Genomic DNA, 23,315 nt, shown 5'->3' on the forward strand with positions numbered 1-23,315 from the left:
ATCGGGAGACGCGGAGCCCCAAGCGGCGCCATGGCAGCGAGTCGCTACTGTTTCAGCATGTCGAGCACTTCATCGACCATCGGATGATGCCGATGGGTATTCCATACGGCGGCCGCCGTCACGACCATGACCTTTTCCTTCAACGGTCGAACGACGACATTTTCCGGCGCGAGCCTGCGCGTCGACGCAGGCACCAGCGCCACCCCCTGGCCGCAGCCGACGTAAGCGATCTGCGAAGTCACCGAGCGCACTTCATGAATCACGCGCGGCGTCAGCCCGTGCGTGCGGCAGACGGACGTCAGCATGTCGAAGTAGACCGGGCTGACCTGTCGAGGATCTCGATCCCGTTTCTCGTCGAAACGGCGTTGCACGTGATCGAGCGCATGGGCATCGAGCGGTTCCACCTCGTCGGCCATTCGATGGGCGGCCTGACGGCGCTGATGCTCGCGCACCGGCATCCGGAGCGCGTGCTGAGCTTCGTCGACATCGAGGGGAACATCGCGCCCGAGGATTGCTTCCTGAGCCGGCAGATCGTCGATCATCCGCGCGACAGCGCGGACCGGTTCTTCGACGATTTCATCGACCGGACCCGTCGCGCGCCGGCCTATGCGAGCGCGCTGTACTCGGCCAGCCTGCGCCACAAGGTGCGGGCCGCAGCCGTCGGCGGGATCTTCCGCTCGATGGTCGACCTGTCCGACCACGGCGACCTGATGCGCAAATTCCTCGGCCTGCCGTTCCCGCGGATGTTCATGTACGGCGAGCAGAACGCGTCGCTTTCGTACTTGAGCGCGATCGCGGCGCAGGGCGTCGTGCTGTCCGAGATCCCGGATTGCGGGCACTTCCCGATGTACTCGAATCCGGTACTGATGTGGAAGGCGATCGCGGCGTTTCATGCGCGTGCGGGCTGACACGCATCATCCCGTGCCGGCGCGCGCTTCGAAAGTGCTTACCGCACGCGTTCCGCGCGAATGATCCGGTGCGCCGCCACCAGTCCGAGCGCGAGCAGCACCGCGACATACGCGACGACCGCGGTCCACGCACCGTGTTGCCAGAAGGTGCCGCCGACCGAGCCGAGTACGCTCGACCCGAGGTAATAGGCGAGCAGGTAGAGCGACGCGGCGTGCCCCTTCGCGGAACCGGCAAGATGCCCGACCCAGCCGCTCGCGACCGCGTGGGCAACGAAGAAGCCGATCGTGATCAGCACGATCCCGACGATGATCGCGACGAGCGAGTGCGATAGCGTCAGTGCGAGGCCGGTCGCGAACACGAGCATGCCGCTGACGAGGACGGGCGCGCGTCCGAGGCGGTCGGCGAGGGCGCCCGCGCTCGACGAAGACACCATCCCGAACAGATAGGCGCCGAAGATCAGGCCGCATGCGGTCGCGCTCAGGTTGAACGGCGCGGCCGTCAGCCGGAACCCGGCATAGTTGTACACGGTGACGAACGCGCCCATCACGAGGAAGCCGATCGCGAACACGAACGGCAGCCGCGCGTGACGCAGTTGCGCGCCCCACAGCCGCAAGTGGTGGCGCAGCGTCAGATCGGTTCGCTTCACGAAGCGCCGCGACTGCGGCAGCAGCATCACGAACGCGATCGCCGCGACGAGGTCGACGACGCCGATCGTCAGCATCGCGGTCCGCCACGAGAAGTACTCTTCGAGCGCGCTCATCCCGATCCGCCCGATCATCCCGCCGAACGCGGTCCCGCCGACATAGAGCCCCATCGACAGGCCCAGTCCGTCAGATGCGATTTCCTCGGCGAGATAGGCCATCGCCACCGCCGGGACGCCGCCGAGCGCGAAACCCTCGAGCGCGCGCCAGATCAGCAGCAGGTTCCAGTTCGGCGAAATCGCGGCGAGCAGGTTGAACAGCGCGGCCAGCGTCATCGATGCAAACATCAGCCCGCGTCGTCCGACGCGTTCGGACAGTGCGCCGGCGCACAGGATGGAGACGGCCAGCATCCCGGTCGACAGCGACAGGGACAGCGAGCTCGACGCCGCGCCCAGGTTGAATTCGCGCGCGAACGCGGGCAGCAACGGCTGGACGCAGTACAGCAGCGAGAAAGTGGAAAAGCCGGCCAGGAAGAGCGCCAGCGCGATGCGCTGGTACGCCGCCGAGCGCGGCGAAACGCCGGCGGGCAGCGCGTCAGGCGTGGCGTTCGGGACGCGCGGCGCGGCGGGCGAAATCGCGGGAGAAGACATGGTATGCACCCGATGTGCTAGGGAATACCCGAATTCTTGCGCACGTCGACACATATGTCCAATATATGAAAGAAACCGTAGCGATACGTTTTGCGACTGGCTTTGAAGCCACACCTGCTTACCTTGAGGTCACATAGCGCATGGAACTTCGGCATCTCCGATACTTTTTGGCCGTGGCCGCCACGTCGAATTTCACGAAGGCCGCGGAAACGCTCGGCATGGGGCAGCCGCCGTTGAGCCAGCAGATCAAGGCGCTCGAGAGCGAGCTCGGCGTGGAACTGTTCAAGCGGACCGCGCGTGGCGCCGAGCTGACGGTGGCGGGCGAGGTTTTCGCGGAAGAGGCGCGGCGCGTGCTCGACGACGCGGAGCGCGCGGCACGGGCGGCGAAACGGGCCGCGCGCGGGGAGATCGGGCAACTTCGGGTCGGCTTCACCGGGACGGCGGCGTTCAATTCGAAAGTGGCCGATCTGATTCGCCGCTTTCGCGAAGCATATCCGGACACCGAACTGACGTTGCAGGAGGCAACCTCCGGCGTGCTGCTCGAGGCGCTGGAGGCCGGGCGGCTCGACGTCGCGATCGTGCGTCCGGAACGTCGTATCGCCGCGAGGTTGCTGGCAGCGGACTGGGACGAGGAGCCGATGTTCGTTGCGATGCCGCTCGCGCATCGGCTCGCGCAGCGTCGTCGGGTCGATCTGGCGGAACTGGCCGACGAGTCGTTCGTGCAGGTGCCGCGCGAAGCGGGCAGCGCGCTGTTCGACGACATCGTGGCCGCCTGCAATGCCGCCGGCTTCCAGCCGCGCATGGCGCAGCCCGCGCCGCAAATCGCGTCGGCGGTGACGCTCGTCGCGGCCGGGCTCGGTGTGTCGATCGTGCCGAAGGCGATCACGCAGGTGCAGGTCGCGGGCGTCGTGTATCGGCCGCTCGCGGGCAACGGGCTGCGCGCACGGCTGGCGATCGCGTCGCGACGCGAGGACCCGTCGGCGGTCGTGCGCAATTTTCTTCTGCTGGCCTAGGCGCGCGGGGTGGCGGTGCGGGGAATATGCCGATTGAAGAATTGCGCGCTTTGTTCGGAACGAACGCTGTCGCGGTTCAGCCGCCGCCACGCCACCCGGCATGCGGGTTTCGATTCGTATGTTCTCGATCCGGCGTGGACTATAAATGGATGCGTGTACTGGTGCTTGTCGGGCGTCCGCGCGTCTCGCGCGGGTCGGCGCCGCGACTGCCGGGGGAGGTGCACCGTGGTTCGCCAGACGCTTGCTCGCGCCGTGCTTCGCACCGCGTTGATCGGGGGCGTATGCGCCGGCTTTCTGTCGTCGCCACCGCCAGCCGTTGCCGGGACCGTTACGCCGGCCGTCACACGGCCTGTCACGAAGGAGCGGCCCGCCGCACGGCATTATTCGATGCCGGTCGACTTCCCGGCGATCGTCGATCGCTACGGCCCGGCGGTCGTGACCATCATGACCGGCACGCCCGACCAGCAGGCAGGCGGCCCGTCGTTCGCGGGCCTCGATCCCGACGATCCGCTCACCGCATTCTTCCGGCGCGGCGCGCCGCCGCCACCCACCCAAGGCCCGCAGGCGCCGGCGCCCGATACGTCGCTGCGCGCGATATCGGGCAGCGGCTCGGGCTTCATCGTCAGCGCCGACGGGCTGATCCTGACGTCCGCGTACGTCGTCGCCGATGCGACCGACGTGACGGTGCGACTTGCCGATCGCCGTGAGCTGAAGGCAACGGTGCTGGCCGTCGATCTGCAGAGCGACGTCGTCCTGCTGCACGTCGACGCGACGAAGCTGCCGGTGGTGCACCTCGGCGATTCGTCGCGGGTGCGCGCCGGCGAACCGGTAATGACGATCGGCGCGCCGGACGGCTCGGGCAACACGGTCACGGCCGGGATCGTCAGCGCGACGTCGCATGCGCTGCCGGACGGCAGCGCGTTTCCGTTCTTCCAGACCGACATCGCCGTCAATCCCGACAACTCGGGCGGCCCCGTGTTCAACCGCGCGGGCGACGTGATCGGCATCGCGGTGCAGGTCTACACGGGCGACGACCGTTACGGGAGCATGACGTTCGCGATTCCGATCGCGCTCGCCACGAAGGTGCGTGCGCAGGTCCAGGCGCAGATGCAGGCGCAGGTGCGGGCCAGCGCGCAGGCGCAGCGCGTGTTGTCCGGCAACGCGCTGGGCGTCGACGTGCAGGATGTCGGCGTCGGGCTGGCCGCTGCGTTCGGCCTGCCGCGTGCGGCGGGCGCGCTCGTCAACGGCGTCGATCCCGGCTCGCCGGCCGCCGCGGCCGGCGTGAGGCCCGGCGACGTGATCGTGCAGTTCGGCGGCAAGTCGATCGGCCAGTCCGCCGAACTCAACGACCTGGCCGCCGCGTTGCCGCCCGGCGGGAAGGCGCCGCTGCGACTGATCCGCAATCGCGCGCCGATGACGCTGACGGTCACGGGAACGGGAACGGGAACGGGGACCGGCGACGCGATCGACAACGCGGCCGCGATGGGCAGCGCAGGCACGGTCGGCGCTGGCGGTGCCGCCGGCGTGGCGATGGCCGCCGCACGGCCGCCTGACACCGGCGATCGGCTCGGGCTGACGATGCATCCGCTGAGCGATGCCGAGCGGCGTTCGACGGGGCTCGCGGTCGGGATGATGGTGGATGCGGTGCACGGGCCGGCCGCGAACGCGGGCATTCGGCCGGGCGACGTCGTGCTTGAACTCAACGACACGTTGCTCGAAACACAGGACGACGTGCAGGCGCTCGAAGCGAAAGGGGGCGTGATTGCCGTGCTGATCCAGCGCGACAACGCGCGCAAGTTCGTGTCGGTGCGCGCACGGTAGGGCGTTGACGGGTGCTGTACTGACCACCGGCGATGCGGGGGGGCGCAGCGGGCTATGCTGCTGCTGCCGGCCGCGATCGCGCGGCGTGCCGCCGTGTCCTGCGCGCGTTCGACGCATTCGAAGCCTGCGCGAGATCGAAGGCATGTGGACGGCGTGCCGATCCGGTGGAATACCTTCGCCGCGTGGATCGGCAGGGATCGACACGACACGACGACCGCCGGATGGACGGCGCGTCGCGTGCGCCTACGCAGCCCGTTAAGGCTTTGCCCCCATCACGAACTCGAACGTTGCCACGCCATCGACGCCGCCCGTCACCCGGTCGCCCGGCTGCAGCGCGCCGACGCCGGCCGGCGTGCCGGTGAAGATGAGGTCGCCGGCCTTGAGTTCGACCGAGCGCGACACGTAGGCGATCACGTCCGGCACGGCCCAGATCATGTCGGCGAGATCGCCTTGCTGACGCGTTTCACCGTTGACCGCGAGCCAGATCCTGCCGCTCGCCGGATGGCCAGTGGCGCTCGCCGCGCGCAGCGCGGTCACGGGGCCCGACGCGTCGAAGCCCTTCGCCCAGTCCCACGGGCGGCTCAGCTTCTTCGCTTCGGCCTGCAGGTCGCGGCGCGTGAGATCGACGCCGACGCCGTAGCCCCACACGTGCGATAGCGCGTCGGCCGGGTCGATCGACCGGCCGTCCTTGCCGATCGCGACGACCAGCTCGATCTCGTGATGGAGGTCGCTGGTCAGCGGCGGATACGGGACGGTGCCGCCGGCCGGGACGATCGCGTCGGCCGGCTTGGTGAAGAAGAACGGCGGTTCGCGGTCGGGATCGGCGCCCATTTCGCGCGCGTGGTCGGCGTAGTTGCGGCCGACGCAGAACACACGGCGCACCGGAAAGCGCGCGGACGACTGTTCGACTTCGACGGAAGGACGCTCGGAAGCGTCGATGACGTATGCGGACATCGGAAGGCCTCGTTCGACAGGAAGACGGATGCCGGCGCCCGCGCAAGGTACGGCGGGCCGGCATGCATGGAACGATACCCGACGCGTGCGCGCCCGGATGCGACGCAACTGCGCTTTAACCGGACAAAACTACGCGTCGCCGGCCGCCGGCACGTCGTCGGCGGCCGGCGGCGCGGCGTTCGCGTCCCGGTATGCCTTCGGCGACACGCCGACCCGCGCGCGGAAGCGCCGCGCGAAATAGCCCTCGTCGCGGAAGCCGACCGAGCGCGCGATGTCCGCGATGCGCCGGCTCGTATGTGCGAGCAGCGATTGCGCGAGCGCGATGCGGCGCTCGGTCACGAGATCGGTGAACGTGCTGCCGGTTTCCTTGCGCACCAGGTGCGCGAGGTAGTTCGGCGACAGGAACGCGGCCTCGGCGGTCGCGGCGAGTGTCAGGTCCTCGCGGGTGAGGTTCGCGCGCACGTGGCGCAGCACGCGCGCGAGCGCGTCGCGCCGGCCCGCGCGCTGGGCGCCGCGCTGCGCGAGCTTGTCGAGCGCGCCCGCGTACTGTGTGCAGACGATCCCGATCAGCTGCAGCAGGTAGCCGCGCAGCAACGTGGTTGAGCCGAAGGTGCGCACGCGGTCGGCGTCGAGCATGCACAGCGCGAGGCGGCGTGCCTCGTCGAACGCGTCGGCGGTCAGGATGAAATCGAGATGTTCCTGGAAGCGGAACGGCGTCAGCTCGGGAAATCGGTGTGCCGGGACGTCCTCGAGATCGAGTGGATCGACGTCGAGATCGGCGCGCAGGAACGCCTGGCTGAAGTTGATCACGATGAAGTGCGCGCCTTCCGGATGCGGAATCAGATGCTCGCGGTGCGGCAGCACGAACGCGAGCGCGCCGCGCGGAAACGGCCGCGTGACGCCGCCGATTCGCTGCTCGGTGTCGCCGCCGAGGTTGAACTGGATCTGGAAGTACGCGTGCCGGTGCGGTTCGGTGATCGCTTGGCGCGACGCCTGGTCGCGGATGTAGAAATCGAGCCGGTCGCTGCGTTCGGGCATCCCGTACAGGCGCGGCGGGGCGGTGGATGGCATGAAGGATTCTGCGGTTCGTGACGCGGTTGAGCCGCGATGGTACAGCGAACCGGGCGCGGCCGGAATCCGTCAGTCGGCGATCAGCGGCGCAACGCGGCGGCGCAGTTCGGGCACGACCTCGGCGTCGAACCACGGATGGTGCTTGAACCACGCCTGGTTGCGCGGCGACGGATGCGGCAGCGGCAGCACGTCCGGACCGTAGTCGCGCCACGCCTGCACGGTGTCGGTCAGCGTCGCCTTGCGCGTGGCGCGCAGGAAATGCCGCTGCGCGTACTGGCCGATCAGCAGCGTCAGCCGGATCGACGGCAATTCGGCGATCAGCCGGTCGATCCACAATTGCGCGCATTCGGGGCGCGGCGGGTTGTCGCCGCTTGCGCCGCGGCCCGGATAGCAGAAGCCCATCGGCACGATCGCGAAGCGGGTCTCGTCGTAGAAGGTGTCGGCGTCGACGCCGAGCCAGTCGCGCAGCCGCTTGCCGCTCGCATCGTCCCACGGGATGCCGCTTGCGTGGACGCGCGCGCCGGGCGCCTGCCCGATGATCAGGATGCGTGCGTCGCGATGGGCGCGTACGACAGGGCGCGGGCCGAGCGGCAAGTCGGCTTCGCAGGCGCGGCATGCGCGGATTTCGGTGAGCAGCACGTCGAGCGGCGTGCGCGTTCGTTTCGGCATCGATTCGGGACGGGGACGGCGTGGCGATACGGATACTGGGTCGTCGGAAGGGCGCCGGGCGTCCGGCATGGCGCGGCAGGTCGCTGCGCGGCGGCCTTGCTGCCTTTCCACCCCATGTCCGGAATCACCTGCCCGCCGCACCGCCTTCGGCGACCGCAGCATCATACAACGCAGTCTGCGCGATCGCCGCGGCGATCGCCGCGTCGTCGTGCACACCGTCGAGCATGCCCCAGCGCCGGTATTGCAACAGGAACCACCGGCCTTCCTGCGGATCCGGCCGGTTCACGGCGCCGCCGTCGTGGAAGCGGATCGGCAGCGGCGGCTGCGCGAACGGCCCCGCGCCGTAGTCGCCGAGCAGGCGCGGCGCGATCAGCCGGGCCGGCACGCCGAGCGCGTCGGGCGACGCGAGCCAGCCTGCCGCGTCGCGGCGGTGCGCGGCATCGTCGAGCCACGCGCACGCATCGACGAGCGTGCGGATCAGCGCACGCGCGGTGGCCGGATACAGCGCGACGAAATCGCGCCGGGCCGCGAGCACCTTCTCCGGATGATCGGGCCAGATCTCGCTGGTGACGGCGACGGTCCGGCCCGCGCCGCAGGCTTCGGCCACCGCATGCCACGGCTCGCCGGCGCAGAAGCCGTCGAGCTCGCCGCTGGCGAGCGCCGCGACCATCTCGGGCGGCGGAATGACCACGCTGCGCACGTCGCGCAACGGATCGACGCCGTGCGACGCGAGCCAGTGGTTCAGCCACATGGCGTGCGTGCCGGTCGGGAAAGTCTGCGCGAGCAGCGGCTTGCGTCCGAGCGTCGCGAATGCCGCGCGGACGTCGCCGTTGGCGCGGTACGCGTCGGCGAGACCGCCGGCGAACGTGATCGCCTGGCCGTTGCGGTTCAGCACCATCAGCGCGGCCATGTCGGCCTGCGGGCCGCCGATGCCGAGCTGCAGCCCGCACACGAGCCCGTACAGCGCGTGCGCGCCGTCGAGCTCGCCGGTCAGCAGCTTGTCGCGCACCGCGGCCCACGACGGCTCGCGACTCAGTTCGAGCGTCAGGCCATGGCGCGCGCCGAGATTCAGGCGCTGCGCGACGATCAGCGGGGCCGCGTCGCTCAGTGCGACGAACCCGAGGCGAAGATGCGCGCGTTCCGGCGCGGCGGGAGACGAAATGTTCATGGCGGTCATGGTGATGGCGCGTCGAGCAGTTGCCGCGCGACGTCGACGATGCGCAGCCCCTGATCCATCGCGCGCTTGCGCAGCAGCGCATACGCATCGTGTTCCGAGAGCCTGCGCTGATCCATCAGCAGGCGCTTCGCGCGGTCGATCAGCTTGCGTTCGGCGAGTTCGCGCTCGACGTCGGCGAGCCGGCGGCGCAGCGCATCGTCGTGCGAGAAGCGCGCGAGCGCGACTTCGAGAATCGGCGCGAGGCGCTCGGCCGACAACCCTTCGACGAGATACGCGCTGACGCCCGCGCCGACTGCCGCGTGAATCAGCGCCTGATCGGCGTCGTGGCTGAACATCAGCACGGGGCGCGGCGCGGTCGCGTGCATCACTGCAAGTTGCTCGAGCGTGTCGCGCGACGGCGAATCGGTGTCGATGATCACGACGTCCGGGCGCTGCTCCTCGACGGCGGCGGGCAGGCGCGCGGGCGTCGCGACATCGTTCAGCATCTCGTAGCCGAGGCGCGCGAGTGCGTCGCCGAGCTCGCCGATCGGCTTGTCGGTGTCGGTGACGAGCAGCACGCGCAGGCGGGCGGGCGGGGTTGGCGAACTCATGATGCGAGTCGGGACGACGACGTTCGGGTGCAAGGCGCGAACAGTGTGTGCGGGCCGCAAGCGCGGCCGGCGATTGCGGGAAGGGCGTGCGGCCGAAGCCGCTCGATACAGCACATGCTACGCGGCCCGGGACAGTGCCGCTGCGCTTGCGACGTCGATTGCCGGGTCCGCGCATTGCACGGTCGCTTCGCCGATCGCCCCCCCGACCAGGATCACGGCCGGGCTGCCGAGCCGCGCTTCGTCGACGCCGCGCGCGAGACTGCCGAGCGTGCCGGTCCAGCGGCGTTCGTGCGGCGTGCCGGCCCATTGCACAGCGGCGGCCGGCGTCGCGGCGGGCAGCGCGGCGAGCAGGCCCGTCGCGATGCTGTCGACGCGGCTCATCCCCATATAGATCGCAAGCGTGGTGCCGGTCGCCGCGAGCGCCGCCCAGTCGGGCTCGCCGTGATCCTGGCGATGCGCGGTGATGAACGTCACGCCCTGGCAGTGCTCGCGGTGCGTGAGCGAGATGCCGAGGCTCGCGGCGGCCGCGAAGCCCGACGAGATGCCGTTGATGATGTCCACCGGAATCGCGGCGGCGCGCAGCGTCGCGAGTTCTTCGCCGGCGCGGCCGAACAGCAGCGCGTCGCCGCCCTTGACCCGCACGACGTGCGCGCCGCGCAGCGCGTAGCGGTGCATCAGCCGCTCGATGAAGGCTTGCGGCGTCGAGCGGCAGCCGCCGCGCTTGCCGACGCGGATGATGCGCGCCTGCGGCGCGAGGTCGACGATGCCGGGCGCAACGAGATCGTCGAGCAGCAGCACGTCGGCGGCAGCCAGGGCCTTCACGGCCTTCAGCGTGAGGAGATCCGGATCGCCGGGGCCGGCGCCCAGCAGCGTGACTTTGCCAGTCGTCATGTCGTGTTCCAGTGCCGCTTGGATGCGGCGGTCGATACCGCGTTGCCTGTCGCGACGGCGGCGGGCGGTCGAAGCACACCGGCATCCGGTCGCGTGATGCTGCGCACGGGGACACCGTTGTCATGATGCGCGCGCCGTCGACGACGGGCAGGTGTTGCGGGGACTACCCACCGGCGCCGCTGCCGGTGTGATGCACGAAATTCAGCAATATCCGGGCCAACTTGCGGGATGCGCGACGTGGTGCCGTGCGAGCGTGGCCGCACGTCCCGCGCGACGGCGATGCGCCCGTCCGCGATCGCCGCGCGCGGGCCGACACGCTGCCGCATCGATGTGCATCATGCGGCGCCGGCGCGCACCGCGATGTCGCACGCCGACAGTGCTGCATCGCACCAAGTCTGTGCCTTGCTGCACCGCGCGCCGAACCCGGGAGCGCGGTGCTCGACGGCCGCCGAGCCTTGTGCGGCGGGGCGTTCGGCACGATTCGGGCTGGCATGGCACGGCGCTTGCGTAAGCTCGTTCGGGCGGATCAACGGCGATCCGTCCGCAGTACCGATTACTGACGCGCCCGGCAACGGGCTTCATGGGCAACGGCGTCCTACGCATTGGGTCTCTCGACGAGACCGGGTGCGCAGGACGCCGTTTTTCGTTTGGCGGATGACATGACCGACAAAGCTACCCGTATCGATCTCTTCAGCTTCCGCACCGCGCCGATGCGCGCGTTCCACCTGACGTGGATGGCGTTCTTCGTGTGCTTCTTCGCATGGTTCGCATGCGCGCCGCTGATGCCGCTGATCGCGCGCGAATTCCACCTGAGCGCCGCACAGGTCGCCAACATCAACATCGCCGCGGTGGCCGCGACGATCGCCGTGCGGCTGCTGGTCGGCCCGATGTGCGACCGCTTCGGCCCGCGCCGCGTGTATGCGGGCCTGCTGCTGCTCGGCGCGATCCCCGTGTTCGCGGTCTCGTTCACGCACGACTACCTGTCGTTCCTGATCTGCCGGCTCGGTATCGGCGCGATCGGCGCGGGCTTCGTGATCACGCAGTACCACACGTCGGTGATGTTCGCGCCGAACGTGGTCGGCACCGCGAACGCGACGACGGCCGGCTGGGGCAACGCGGGCGCGGGCGCGACGCAGGCGCTGATGCCGCTGCTCGTTGCCGCCGGCCTGATGCTCGGCTTCGGCGACGACACGTCGTGGCGCATCGCGCTGGTCGTGCCGGGCGTCGCGATGCTCGTGATGGCGTGGGCGTACTGGCGCTTCACGCAGGACTGCCCGCAAGGCGACTTCGTCGCGCTGCGCCAGCAGGGCGTGACGGTCGACAGCGGCAAGAAGGGCGGCTGGGCAAGCTTTTTCACCGCGTGCGGCAACTATCGCGTGTGGATGCTGTTCGTCACGTACGGCGCGTGCTTTGGCGTCGAGGTGTTCATCCACAACATCGCCGCGCTGTACTACGTCGATCACTTCGGCTTGTCGCTTAAGGACGCCGGCTTCGCGGTCGGCCTGTTCGGGCTGCTCGCGCTGTTCGCCCGCGCGCTCGGCGGCTGGCTGTCCGACAAGGTCGCCGCCCGCCGCAGCCTCGACGTGCGCGCGACGCTGCTGTGCGCGCTGATCGTCGGTGAAGGGCTAGGCCTGATCTGGTTCTCGCATGCGCAAAACATCGGCATCGCACTCGTCGCGATGCTGACCTTCGGGCTCTTCACGCACATGGCATGCGGCGCGACCTATGCGCTGGTGCCGTTCATCGACCGCAAGGCGCTCGGCGGCGTCGCGGGGATCATCGGCGCGGGCGGCAACGTCGGCGCGGTCGCCGCGGCCTTCCTGCTGAAGGGCATCGGCGATGTGCAGCACACGCTGAGCCTGCTCGGCCTCGTCGTCACCGCGACCGCGCTGTGCGCGATGGCCGTGCGCTTCAGCGACGAACACAAGGCCCGCGAGGCCGAACTGCGCGACCGCGCGCTGGCCGCCGGCACCGCCGCCAACTGACAGACCGAAGGAATCCTCATCATGAAACTCATCGTCATCGGCCACGGCATGGTCGGCCACAAGCTCCTCGAATGCGTCGCGGCGGAAGCGGGCACGGCGAGCGCGCTGCAGGTCACCGTGCTCGGCGAGGAGCCGCGCCCGGCGTACGACCGCGTGCACCTGTCGGAATTCTTCGCGGGCAAGTCGGCGGACGACCTGTCGCTCGTCGAGCCCGGCTTCTTCGAACGCCATCCGCAGTTCGACCTGCGGCTGAACGCGTGCGTCGCGTCGATCGACCGCGCCGCGCACACGGTCACGCTCGCGTCCGGCGAAACGCTCGCGTACGACAAGCTGGTGCTCGCGACGGGCTCGCGCCCGTTCGTGCCGCCGATGCCGGGCCACGATCGCGCGGGCTGCTTCGTGTACCGCACGATCGAAGATCTCGAAGCGATGCAGGCGTGCGGCACGCACGCGAAGCGCGGCGTGGTGGTCGGCGGCGGGCTGCTCGGCCTCGAATGCGCGAAGGCGCTGCGCGACATGGGGCTCGACACGCACGTCGTCGAATTCGCGCCGCGGCTGATGGCCGTGCAGGTCGACGACGGCGGCGGCCGGATGCTGCGCGCGAAGATCGAAGCGCTCGGCGTGACCGTACATACGGGCAAGAACACGCTCGAGATCGTCGATGGCGAGGCAGGCACGCACCGGATGGCGTTCGCCGACGGCTCGCACCTCGACGCCGACATGATCGTATTCTCGGCCGGCATCCGCGCACGCGACGAACTGGCGCGCGCCTGCGGCCTGGAAGTCGGCCCGCGCGGCGGCGTCGCGATCGACGACGCATGCTGCACGAGCGACGCCGACATCTACGCGATCGGCGAATGCGCGGCATGGAACGGGATGGTGTACGGCCTCGTCGCGCCGGGCTACGACATGGCGCGCGTGGTCGCGAAGCAGCTCGGCGGCGACGCCGCCGGCTCGGCCGCGTTCGCCGGCGCCGACATGAGCACGAAGCTGAAGCTGATGGGCGTCGACGTCGCGAGCATCGGCGACGCGCACGGCGCGACGGCCGGCAGCCGCACGTACCAGTACACGGACGAGCGTCGGCAGGTCTACAAGAAGCTGGTGGTGTCGGACTGCGGCAAGTTCCTGCACGGCGCGGTGATGGTCGGCGACGCGGCCGAATACGGCACGCTGCTGCAGATGATGCTGAACCGCATCGAGCTGCCGGAGGCGCCGGAATTCCTGATCCTGCCGTCGTCGGACGGTGCGGCGAAGCCCGCGCTCGGCGTCGACGCGCTGCCGGACGGCGCGCAGATCTGCTCGTGCAACAACGTGTCGAAGTCGCAGATCTGCACGGCGGTGGCCGACGGCGCGACCAGCCTCGGCGCACTGAAGTCGTGCACCGGCGCGGGCACGTCGTGCGGCGGCTGCGTGCCGCTCGTCACGCAGATCATGAAGGCCGAGATGAAGAAGCAGGGCCTCGCGGTCAACAACCATCTGTGCGAGCACTTCCCGCATTCGCGCCAGGAACTGTTCCACCTGATCCGCGTCGAGCGCATCACGACCTTCGGCGAACTGCTCGCGAAGCACGGCCACGGCCTCGGCTGCGACGTGTGCAAGCCGGCCGTCGCGGGCATCCTCGCGTCGTGCTTCAACGAGTTCGTGCTGAAGAAGGAGCATGCGGGGCTGCAGGATTCGAACGACTACTACCTCGCGAACATCCAGCGCGACGGCACGTACTCGGTCGTGCCGCGCATGCCGGGCGGCGAGGTGACGCCGGAAGGGCTGATCGCGGTCGGGCAGGTCGCGCAGAAATACGGGCTCTATACGAAGATCACGGGCGGCCAGCGCGTGGACCTGTTCGGCGCGCGCGTCGAGCAGCTGCCGTCGATCTGGGAAGAGCTGATCGCGGCCGGCTTCGAATCGGGGCATGCATACGGCAAGTCGGTGCGCACGGTGAAGTCGTGCGTCGGCTCGACGTGGTGCCGTTATGGCGTCGACGATTCGGTCGGCCTCGCGATCGACATCGAGAACCGCTACAAGGGCTTGCGCGCGCCGCACAAGATCAAGTTCGGCGTGTCGGGCTGCACGCGCGAATGTGCGGAAGCGCAGGGCAAGGACATCGGGATCATCGCGACCGAGAAGGGCTGGAACCTCTACGTGTGCGGTAACGGCGGGATGAAGCCGCGTCACGCGGAACTGCTGGCGTCCGACCTCGACCGCGACACGCTGATCCGCTACATCGACCGCTTCCTGATGTTCTACGTGCGCACCGCCGACCGGCTGCAGCGCACCAGCGTGTGGCGCGACAACCTCGAAGGCGGTCTCGACTACCTGACTGACGTCGTCGTGCACGACAAGCTCGGAATCGCGGCCGAACTCGAGGCCGACATGCAGAGCGTGGTCGATACCTACGAATGCGAATGGAAGAAGGCCGTCACCGATCCGGAAACGCGCAAGCGCTTCCGTCACTTCGTGAACAGCGACGCGCCGGACGCGACCATCGAATTCGTCGAGACGCGCGGCCAGATCCGTCCGGCGACGCCCGGCGAGCGCATTGGCGGCAAGCCCGTATCGATCCCCGTCGTCGCCGAACCTGAAACCGTTTGACCCTGACCGACACCAGCGTCTTTTCCAAGGAGCCCATCATGAACGATCGTCTTCCCCTGTCCTGGACCCGCGTGTGCCCGCTCGACGACATCGTGCCGAACACCGGCGTATGCGCACTCGTCAACGGCGAGCAGGTCGCGGTGTTTCATGTCGCGCACGCCGACGGTGGCGTGTTCGCGATCGACAACGTCGATCCGGTGTCGCAGGCGGCCGTGATGTCGCGGGGGCTGATCGGCAGCCTCGGCGAGCGCGTGGTCGTCGCGTCGCCGCTGTACAAGCAGCACTTCGACCTGCGCACCGGCGAATGTCTCGAGTCGCCCGAGCAGTCGGTGAGCGCGTATCCGTCCCGGGTCGAGGACGGCTTCGTGTGGATCGCTGCCTGAGTACCCGGGAGCACGCATGACCGCCACCCCCGTCAAGAGCGTGTGCCCGTACTGCGGCGTCGGCTGCGGGATGGTGCTGCACGTCGAGGATGGCGAGGTCGTCAAGGTGTCCGGCGACTCAGACCATCCGACCAACTTCGGGCGGCTGTGCACGAAGGGTTCGTCCGCGCACGTCGCGTTGCGCCGTTCCGGGCGGCTCGATCGCGCGTTCGTGCGCCGTGCGCGCGAGGACGACCTCGTGCCGCAGCCGGCCCGCGACGCGATCGCCGAGACCGCGCGCCGGCTGCGTGCGGTGCTCGACACGCACGGGCCCGATGCGCTGTCGTTCTACGTGTCGGGGCAGATGTCGATCGAGGCGCAGTACCTCGTGAACAAGCTCGCGAAGGGCTTCGTCGGCACCAACAACATCGAATCGAACTCGCGCCTGTGCATGGCGAGCGCGAGTACCGGCTACAAGCAGTCGCTCGGCGCCGACGGCCCGCCCGGGTCGTACCAGGACTTCGATCGCGCGAACCTGTTCTTCGTGATCGGCGCGAACATGGCCGACTGTCACCCGATCCTGTTCCTGCGGATGATGGATCGCGTGAAAGCCGGCGCGAAGCTGATCGTCGTCGACCCGCGCCGCACCGGCACCGCCGACAAGGCCGACCTGTTCCTGCAGATCCGGCCGGGCACCGATCTCGCGCTGACCAACGGGCTGCTGCACCTGCTGCATGCGAACGGCCGCACCGACGCCGCGTTCATCGATACATACACCGAAGGCTGGGACGCGATGCCCGCGTTCCTTGCCGACTACACGCCCGAGCGCGTCGCCGACATCACGGGCCTCGCGGAAGCCGACCTCCGCACGGCCGCGCAATGGATCGGCGAAGCGCAGGACTGGATGAGCTGCTGGACGATGGGGCTCAACCAGAGCACCCACGGCGTGTGGAACACCAACGCGATCTGCAACCTGCATCTTGCCACCGGCAAGATCTGCCGGCCGGGCAGCGGGCCGTTCTCGCTGACCGGCCAACCGAACGCAATGGGCGGGCGCGAGATGGGCTACATGGGCCCCGGCCTGCCGGGCCAGCGCTCGGTGCTGTCCGACGACGACCGGCGCTTCGTCGAGAACCTGTGGCGCGTGCCGGCCGGCACGCTGCGCAAGGACACCGGCAACGGCACGGTCGACCTGTTCGAACGGATGGCGGCCGGCGACATCAAGGCGTGCTGGATCATCTGCACGAACCCGGTCGCGACCGTGCCGAACCGGCAGAACGTGATCGCGGGGCTGCAGGCCGCGGAGCTCGTGATCGCGCAGGACGCGTTCCTCGACACCGAGACCAACCGCTACGCGGACATCCTGCTGCCTGGCGCGCTGTGGGCCGAGGGCGACGGCGTGATGATCAACTCCGAGCGCAACATGACGCTGATGCGCGCCGCGATCGCACCGCTCGGCGACGCGCTGCCCGACTGGCGCATCATCGCGGAAGTGGCGCGCGCGATGGGCTTCGGCGATGCGTTCGACTATGCGTCGGCGGCCGACGTGTTCGACGAGATCGTGCGCTTTTCGAATCCGGCGACCGGCTACGACCTGCGCGGCGCGAGCCATGCGGCGCTGCGCGACGGCCCGGTGCAATGGCCGGTCGCACCGGGCACCGCGCGCGAGCGGCACCCGATTCGCTACCTGAACGACGGCGTGAGCCAGACGCTGCGCCAGGCCGCCGACGGGCACGACGCGCCGCGTCTTGCGTTTCCGACCGCGTCGGGCAAGGCGCGCTTCTTCGCGCGGCCGCACATCGCGCCGGCCGAACTGCCCGACGGCACGTTCCCGATCGTGTTGAACACCGGGCGGCTGCAGCATCAATGGCACACCATGACGAAGACGGGCAAGGTCGCGATGCTGAACAAGCTCAATCCGCGCCCGTTCGTCGAACTGCATCCGGATGACGCGAGCGCGCTCGGCATCGCCACCAAGGACAGCGTCGAGATTCGCTCGGCACGCGGCCGCGCGGTGCTGCCGGCCGTGGTGACGGACCGCGTGCAGCGCGGCAACTGCTTCGCGCCGATGCACTGGAACGACGTGTACGGCGACGACCTGTGCATCAACGCGGTGACGAACGACGCGATCGATCCGGAATCGCAGCAACCCGAACTGAAATACTGCGCGGTCGCGCTGACGCGCGTCGACACGGACGCATTCGCGTCCGCCGCCGACGACGCGGCGCGATCCGATGCGTGCGGCGACGACGCGCGCCCCGCGCCGGCGATCGTGCCGAACATGGTTTCACAGGAATCCGACATGGCAGACCTCGACACTTTCGCGGCCGCACTCGGCGTGGCCGATCTCGTGCCGCCGCCGCTCTCCGAGGCGGAGCGCCTGTACGTGGCCGGCCTCGTCAGCGGGCTGAAGGCGAGCGCCGGCCGGCGCGAAGGCGGCGTGCCGGTGCTACCGGCCGGCGCGCCGCTCGCGCCGCCGGTGCGGTTCTGGCTCGACGGGATGCTCGCGGGCCTGTTCAGCCGCTCGCTGCCCGCCCGCACGCCGGATGCCGCGGCACCGGCGCTGCCGGCGGAGGCCGCCGCGCCCGGCGGCGTGCGGATCGTGCGCACGCGGCCGAAGGTCGTGCTGCTGTGGGCATCGCAGACCGGCAACATCGAATCGCTGACCGAGGATTACGCGACGCAGCTGATGAACGCGGGCTTCGAGATCCGCACCGCGTGCATGTCCGACTATCCGCTCGCGTCGCTGGCCGGTGCGCAATACGTGCTGCTGATGACGAGCACGTTCGGCGACGGCGATGCGCCCGACAACGGCAGCGAGTTCTGGGACGCGCTGCAGGCCGGCAGCGCCGCGCGCCTGGACGGCGTGCACTTCGCGGTGCTCGCGTTCGGCGACCGCAACTACGACCAGTTCTGCGGGCACGGCCGCCGGCTCGATGCACGGCTCGCGGAGCTCGGCGCGGCGCGGCTCTGTGCACGCGTCGACTGCGACGTCGAATTCCAGCGCGATGCGGACCAGTGGCTCGAACGCGTGGTCGCACGGATCAAGGAAGCGGATGCGGCGCTGCATGCGGTGCCGACGACCGGGATGAGCCCGTCGGGGCTGCTGCCGACCAAGGCGCATCCGGCGCCGTCGAAGCTCGTCGCGAACCTGCGTCTCAACCGCCCGGGCGCCGCCAAGGACACGCGCTACGTGTCGCTGTCGACCGAAGGCGCGAACCTCGAATACGAAACCGGCGACGCGCTCGGCGTGTGGCCAACCAACTGCCCGGAGCTGGTCGACGAGTTGCTGTCGGTCACTGCGCTGAAGGCCGATGCACCCGTGTCGGTCGCCGGCGTCGGCGACGTGCGGCTCGGCGATGCGCTCGCGCGCCACTTCGATATCACGCGCCCGCATCCCGATACGCTCGCCTTCATCGCATCGCGCAGCGCGAACGGCGCGCTGAAGGCGCTGCTCGGCGACGATCGCAAGGCTGACCTGAAGCAATGGTTGTGGGGGCAACAGCTGGCGGACGTGCTGCACGAGTTCCCGATCGACCTGTCGGGCCCGGAGCTGGTCGCGATGCTGAAGCGGCTGCAGCCGCGCCTGTATTCGATCGCGTCGAGCCCGAGCGCGCATCAGGGCGAGATCCACCTGACCGTGTCGGCCGTGCGCTATCACAACGGCCGGCGCGCGCGCAAAGGCGTCGCGTCGACGTTCCTCGCCGATCGCGCGGACGATGGCCGCGTGCCGGTGTTCGTGCAGAAGTCCGCGCATTTCCGGCCGCCGGTGAACGGCGACGTGCCGGTCGTGATGGTCGGCCCCGGCACCGGCGTCGCGCCGTTCCGCGGCTTCCTGCACGAGCGGCAGGCGCGCGGCGCGCGCGGGCGCAACTGGCTGTTCTTCGGCGAGCAGCACGCGCAGACCGACTTCTACTACGGCGACGAGCTGGGCGCGATGCGCGACAGCGGCTTCCTGACGCGGCTCGATGTGGCGTTCTCGCGCGACCAGGCTGACAAGATCTACGTGCAGGACCGGATGCGCGAGCAGGGCGCCGAGCTGTACGCGTGGCTGGAGGAGGGCGCGCACTTCTACGTGTGCGGCGACGCGGCGCGGATGGCCAAGGACGTCGACACCGCGCTGAAGGCGGTCGTTGCGGAGCACGGCGGGATGTCGGACGAAGCCGCGAACGACTACGTCGCGCGGCTCGCGAAGGCGCGGCGCTACATGCGGGACGTGTACTGACCGACTGCGGGCGCGGCGGGCGCCGTCCGGTGCCCGCCGCACCGCTGGCGCTTACTGCTGCCGGTCCCACGCGCGCGCCTGCTCGGCGCGCACGAACGCTTCCGACGACTGCGGCAGCAGGTTGCGGAACGCACCGCCGTCGCTTTCGATCACGTCGACCATTTTCACGATCATTTCTTCCGGATCGTGCTGTTCGAGCGGGAAGGTCAGCCGCTCGGGCGTCACCGTATGGATGGCCGGATCGTGCCCGCGCTGACGTGCGCGCTAGTCGCGTCGCCCGGTTATCTGGCGCGGCACGGCACACCCGCGTCGATCGCAGGGCTGGAGCGGCATGCATGCATTCGTTTCCGGTTCTCGGAGAGCGGGCGCCTGCACAAGTGGCTGCTGCACGACGTGCGCTACGACCTCGATCTCGATCCGGAGGGCGTATTCGTGACGAACGATGCCGATGCGGTGATCGATGCGGCGCGCGCCGGTGTCGGGATCGCGTTTGCGTTCATGCGAGAACGGATCGAGCAGGACATGCGCGACGGCGCGCTCGTCGAGGTGCTGCCGGGTGCGTGCCGGACGCTGCCGCCGATGTGGCTGTACTACGTGAATCGCAAGCACGTGCCGGCGAAGCTGCGCGCGTTCATCGACGTGCTGCGCGAGCGGGCCGATACCGACTAGCGTGCACTGCAGCGATGCGCGGGGTGGCGCACGGTGACGGCTTCATTCCGCGCGACGCGCAAAGAACCGCTGCATTTCGCGGTCGGTCGGCGGCTTGCCGGTGAAGACTTCCGCGTAGGTGGCGATGCGCGCCATGCGCTCGTCCATCGGCTCCGTCATCTTCATCGAGACGTAGCCGAGCTGGGTCAGATACATCGTGCGGGCGCGCACCTGCGCCTCGACCGGCGCGTAGTCGAAGCGCTCGAACATCGCCGTCAGCGCCGCGATCCGCTTCGCGTCCGCGTCGGCCAGCTCGGTCGCGATCTCGGGGGCCTGCTGCCCCCAGCTGCGGATCGCCGCTTCGTAGCGGTTGTCGAAGATCGCATCGTCGAACCAGCAGTCGAATACGTTCAGCACGGCTTCCGAGATCGTGTCGGCATACGCTTCCGTGCGCGCGAGCCAGTTGTCGGTGTTCTTCGCCTTCCAGCGCGCGAGCAGCGTCGCGAGCAGTTCTTCCCGGTCCCTGAAGAACCAGTAGAAGCTCGTGCGCGACAGATTCAGCTTCTTCGCGAGCGGCAGGATCCGCACGAACTCGACGCCGCCTTCGAGCAGGCTTTCCGTCGCGGCGTCCAGCCACGTGTCTGCCGATCCGCGAATGTTCTCGGCTGCAATCGGTTCTTCCATCAGGCAAACGTCCTCTCGTTCCAGTCGTCGATCGGGTGCGCACTTCGCAACCCGCATTGTGCCGCACCGGCGGCCCGCACACCCGGTCAAAACGCCACGCTACGCCCGTCGTACGGGGTTTCCCGAGCTCAATGTACATCAGTGTTTTGTTTACTTGACACCTGTGTACAGCGATTTTAACCTGAGTCGCAACAGTCACTCATGTCAGGCCGTCACGAACCACGCTCCCGTTCCCACCGAGAGGAATCCCATGTCGAACGATCCGCTGCTGCAGCCGTACACCCTCAAACATCTGACGTTTCGCAATCGCATCATGACGACGTCGCACGAGCCGGCTTATGCGGAGGACGGGATGCCGAAGGCACGTTACCGTGCGTACCACGTCGAGCGCGCGAAGGCGGGCATCGCGCTGACGATGACGGCCGGCTCCGCGGCGATCTCGAAGGACAGCCCGCCCGTGTTCAACAACATCCTCGCGTACCGCGACGAGGTCGTGCCGTGGATGAAGGATCTGGTCGACGAGTGCCACGAACACGGTGCGAAAGTGATGATCCAGCTCACCCATCTCGGCCGCCGCACGCGCTGGGACAAAGGCGACTGGCTGCCGGCGGTGTCGCCGTCGCATGCGCGCGAACCCGCGCACCGCGCGTTTCCGAAGAAGCTCGAGGAGTGGGATGTCGAACGGATCGTGCGCGACTATGCGGACGCGGCAGAGCGGATGAAGGCGGCCGGTCTCGACGGGATCGAGCTGGAAGCCTACGGACACCTGATGGACCAGTTCTGGTCGCCGCTGACGAACACGCTCGACGCGCCGTACGGCGGCCCGCTCGAAAACCGGATGCGCTTCACGTTCGACGTGCTGCGCGCGATCCGCAAGCGCGTCGGCGACGCGTTCATCGTCGGGATACGCTACACCGCCGACGAAATGATCGCCGGCGGGCTGACGAAGGAGGAGGGGATCCAGTTGTCGCTCGCGATGAAGTCGAGCGGCCTGATCGACTTCCTGAACGTGATTCGCGGGCACCTCGAAACCGACGCGGGCCTGACGGACATCATCCCGATCATGGGGATGAAGAGTGCACCGCACCTCGATTTTGCCGGCGAGATGCGCGGCATCACCGAGTTTCCGACCTTCCATGCCGCGCGGATCCAGGACGTGCCGACCGCGCGCCACGCGATCGCGTCCGGCAAGGTCGACATGATCGGCATGACGCGCGCGCACATGACCGATCCGCATATCGTGCGCAAGATCATCGAGCGCCGCGAGGACGAGATTCGTCCGTGCGTCGGCGCGAACTACTGCCTGGACCGGATCTATCAGGGCGGCGCCGCGTTCTGCATTCACAACGCGGCCACCGGCCGCGAGACGACGATGCCGCATGTGATTCCGACCGCGCCGGCAACGCGCAAGGTCGTCATCGTCGGTGCCGGTCCGGCCGGTCTCGAGGCGGCGCGCGTTGCCGGCGAGCGCGGGCACGACGTGGTCGTGTTCGAGGCGACCGGCCATCCGGGCGGCCAGGTCCGCCTGACGGCGCAGACGCCGCGCCGCAAGGAAATGCTCGGCATCATCGACTGGCGGATGGCGCAGTGCGAGCGGCTCGGCGTGCGCTTCGCGTTCAACACGTGGGCGGACGCGTCGACCGTTCTCGACGAGCAGCCGGACGTCGTGATCGTCGCGACGGGCGGGATGCCGGACGTCGACGTGCTGACCGACGGGGCCGAGCATGTGGTGTCCGCGTGGGACATCATTTCCGGCGACGTGAAGCCGGGCCGCAATGTGCTGATCTACGACGACGCGGGCGATCACCCGGCGCTGCAGGCGGCGGAGACGATCGCGCATGCAGGCGGCGCGGTCGAGATCATGACACCCGACCGCGCGTTCTCGCCCGAAGTGATGAGCATGAATCTCGTGCCGTACATGCGCTCGCTGCAGAAGCTCGACGCGAAGTTTACGGTCACCTACCGGCTCGAGGCCGTCCGGCGCGAAGGCGGCGAACTGGTTGCGGTCGTCGGCAGCGACTACGGCGGCATTCGCAACGAGCGTCGCTACGACCAGATCGTCGTCAATCACGGCACGATCCCGCTGGACGAGCTGTACTTCGCGCTGAAACCGCAATCGACGAACCTCGGCGCGGTCAACTACGACGACTTGATCGACGGCAAGCCACAGGTCGAGAACCGCAATCCGTCGGGCCGCTTCCAGTTGTTCCGGATCGGCGACGCGGTGTCCGCACGCAACACGCACGCGGCGATCTACGACGCGCTGCGGCTCGTCAAGGATCTGTAATGCGCAGGGCCGGCGCGGGTCGCCGGCCCCGGGCGAGCGGCCGGAACGGGAGCGATTTCCGCACGCCTGCGCGGCGCTCCCGGTGTCTGCCGCCGGCCTTCGCCGGCCGTTCGCGACGCAAGGGTAAACACATTTTTAGCGCATTGACA

At 69.0% G+C, this 23,315-nt stretch carries 15 protein-coding genes and 4 pseudogenes; 9 read left to right on the plus strand and 10 right to left on the minus strand.

The genetic code is table 11. The annotated features are described in order from the left end of the window. Positions 1 to 44: 44 nt before the first annotated feature. Positions 45 to 332: pseudogene (locus GEM_RS19525) on the minus strand (LysR family substrate-binding domain-containing protein); the annotation flags it as partial. Between GEM_RS19525 and GEM_RS19530 the strand changes: the two are divergent. After that, a pseudogene (locus GEM_RS19530) lies at positions 285 to 908 on the plus strand (alpha/beta fold hydrolase); the annotation flags it as partial. The pseudogenes GEM_RS19525 and GEM_RS19530 overlap by 48 nt on opposite strands. Before the next feature lie 38 nt (positions 909 to 946). Here GEM_RS19530 and GEM_RS19535 read toward each other — a convergent pair. Continuing rightward, positions 947 to 2,200 (minus strand): MFS transporter, encoded by a 1,254-nt coding sequence (locus GEM_RS19535; RefSeq protein ID WP_014899103.1) that lies wholly within the window; start codon positions 2,198 to 2,200, stop codon positions 947 to 949. Between the two features lie 140 nt (positions 2,201 to 2,340). Between GEM_RS19535 and GEM_RS19540 the strand changes: the two genes are divergently transcribed. Both GEM_RS19540 and GEM_RS19545 read left to right on the plus strand, forming a co-directional pair. Continuing rightward, positions 2,341 to 3,213, plus strand: a complete 873-nt coding sequence (locus tag GEM_RS19540) for a LysR family transcriptional regulator (protein ID WP_014899104.1) — start codon at positions 2,341 to 2,343, stop codon at positions 3,211 to 3,213. A 225-nt stretch (positions 3,214 to 3,438) separates the two neighbouring features. Beyond that, complete coding sequence (locus GEM_RS19545) at positions 3,439 to 5,034, plus strand: trypsin-like peptidase domain-containing protein (RefSeq protein WP_014899105.1); 1,596 nt, start codon at positions 3,439 to 3,441, stop codon at positions 5,032 to 5,034. 255 nt (positions 5,035 to 5,289) lie between these two features. On the opposite strand, the gene GEM_RS19550 is transcribed toward GEM_RS19545, so the two are convergent. From GEM_RS19550 to cobA, 6 genes are all read right to left on the minus strand, one after another. Continuing rightward, the gene (locus tag GEM_RS19550) at positions 5,290 to 5,988 is read right to left on the minus strand and encodes a fumarylacetoacetate hydrolase family protein (RefSeq protein WP_014899106.1); all 699 of its coding nucleotides are present in this window, start codon (positions 5,986 to 5,988) and stop codon (positions 5,290 to 5,292) included. 129 nt (positions 5,989 to 6,117) lie between these two features. Further along, positions 6,118 to 7,059, minus strand: coding sequence for a helix-turn-helix transcriptional regulator (locus GEM_RS19555; protein ID WP_014899107.1), 942 nt, complete (start codon positions 7,057 to 7,059; stop codon positions 6,118 to 6,120). Between the two features lie 69 nt (positions 7,060 to 7,128). After that, positions 7,129 to 7,728 (minus strand): uracil-DNA glycosylase family protein, encoded by a 600-nt coding sequence (locus GEM_RS19560; RefSeq protein WP_014899108.1) that lies wholly within the window; start codon positions 7,726 to 7,728, stop codon positions 7,129 to 7,131. Positions 7,729 to 7,852: 124 nt separating this feature from the next. Next, the gene (locus tag GEM_RS19565) at positions 7,853 to 8,896 is read right to left on the minus strand and encodes a CmpA/NrtA family ABC transporter substrate-binding protein (protein WP_041490931.1); all 1,044 of its coding nucleotides are present in this window, start codon (positions 8,894 to 8,896) and stop codon (positions 7,853 to 7,855) included. Positions 8,897 to 8,901: 5 nt separating this feature from the next. Then, the gene (locus GEM_RS19570) at positions 8,902 to 9,495 is read right to left on the minus strand and encodes an ANTAR domain-containing response regulator (protein ID WP_014899110.1); all 594 of its coding nucleotides are present in this window, start codon (positions 9,493 to 9,495) and stop codon (positions 8,902 to 8,904) included. 117 nt (positions 9,496 to 9,612) lie between these two features. Next, positions 9,613 to 10,386, minus strand: a complete 774-nt coding sequence (gene cobA, locus GEM_RS19575) for a uroporphyrinogen-III C-methyltransferase (RefSeq protein WP_014899111.1) — start codon at positions 10,384 to 10,386, stop codon at positions 9,613 to 9,615. Positions 10,387 to 11,045: 659 nt separating this feature from the next. On the opposite strand from cobA, the gene GEM_RS19585 reads away from it, so the two are divergent. From GEM_RS19585 to GEM_RS19600, 4 genes are read left to right on the plus strand one after another with little or no spacing between them, the layout of a single operon-like run. After that, positions 11,046 to 12,371 carry an MFS transporter gene (locus tag GEM_RS19585; RefSeq protein ID WP_014899112.1) on the plus strand — a complete coding sequence of 442 codons (1,326 nt, stop codon included), beginning with the start codon at positions 11,046 to 11,048 and terminating at the stop codon, positions 12,369 to 12,371. A gap of 21 nt (positions 12,372 to 12,392) precedes the next feature. Beyond that, positions 12,393 to 14,960, plus strand: coding sequence for a nitrite reductase large subunit NirB (gene nirB, locus GEM_RS19590; RefSeq protein ID WP_014899113.1), 2,568 nt, complete (start codon positions 12,393 to 12,395; stop codon positions 14,958 to 14,960). 38 nt (positions 14,961 to 14,998) lie between these two features. Further along, positions 14,999 to 15,343 carry a nitrite reductase small subunit NirD gene (gene nirD, locus GEM_RS19595; protein ID WP_014899114.1) on the plus strand — a complete coding sequence of 115 codons (345 nt, stop codon included), beginning with the start codon at positions 14,999 to 15,001 and terminating at the stop codon, positions 15,341 to 15,343. A gap of 16 nt (positions 15,344 to 15,359) precedes the next feature. Further along, entirely contained in the window at positions 15,360 to 19,547 is a 4,188-nt protein-coding gene (locus GEM_RS19600; protein ID WP_014899115.1) for a bifunctional nitrate reductase/sulfite reductase flavoprotein subunit alpha, read from the plus strand. Positions 19,548 to 19,598: 51 nt separating this feature from the next. On the opposite strand, the pseudogene GEM_RS30955 reads toward GEM_RS19600, so the two are convergent. After that, a pseudogene (locus GEM_RS30955) lies at positions 19,599 to 19,802 on the minus strand (short-chain dehydrogenase); the annotation flags it as partial. On the opposite strand from GEM_RS30955, the pseudogene GEM_RS19605 reads away from it, so the two are divergent. Next, positions 19,785 to 20,216, plus strand: a pseudogene (locus tag GEM_RS19605) (LysR substrate-binding domain-containing protein); the annotation flags it as partial. The pseudogenes GEM_RS30955 and GEM_RS19605 overlap by 18 nt on opposite strands. A 42-nt stretch (positions 20,217 to 20,258) precedes the next feature. Here GEM_RS19605 and GEM_RS19610 read toward each other — a convergent pair. Further along, positions 20,259 to 20,879: a TetR/AcrR family transcriptional regulator gene (locus GEM_RS19610; protein ID WP_014899118.1), complete on the minus strand. Its 621-nt coding sequence runs from the start codon at positions 20,877 to 20,879 to the stop codon at positions 20,259 to 20,261. A 250-nt stretch (positions 20,880 to 21,129) separates the two neighbouring features. On the opposite strand from GEM_RS19610, the gene GEM_RS19615 reads away from it, so the two are divergent. Next, positions 21,130 to 23,166 (plus strand): NADH:flavin oxidoreductase, encoded by a 2,037-nt coding sequence (locus tag GEM_RS19615; protein ID WP_014899119.1) that lies wholly within the window; start codon positions 21,130 to 21,132, stop codon positions 23,164 to 23,166. The last annotated feature ends 149 nt before the right edge of the window (positions 23,167 to 23,315 follow it).

This window comes from Burkholderia cepacia GG4, assembly GCF_000292915.1.
In the GTDB taxonomy this organism is placed as follows: domain Bacteria; phylum Pseudomonadota; class Gammaproteobacteria; order Burkholderiales; family Burkholderiaceae; genus Burkholderia; species Burkholderia cepacia_D.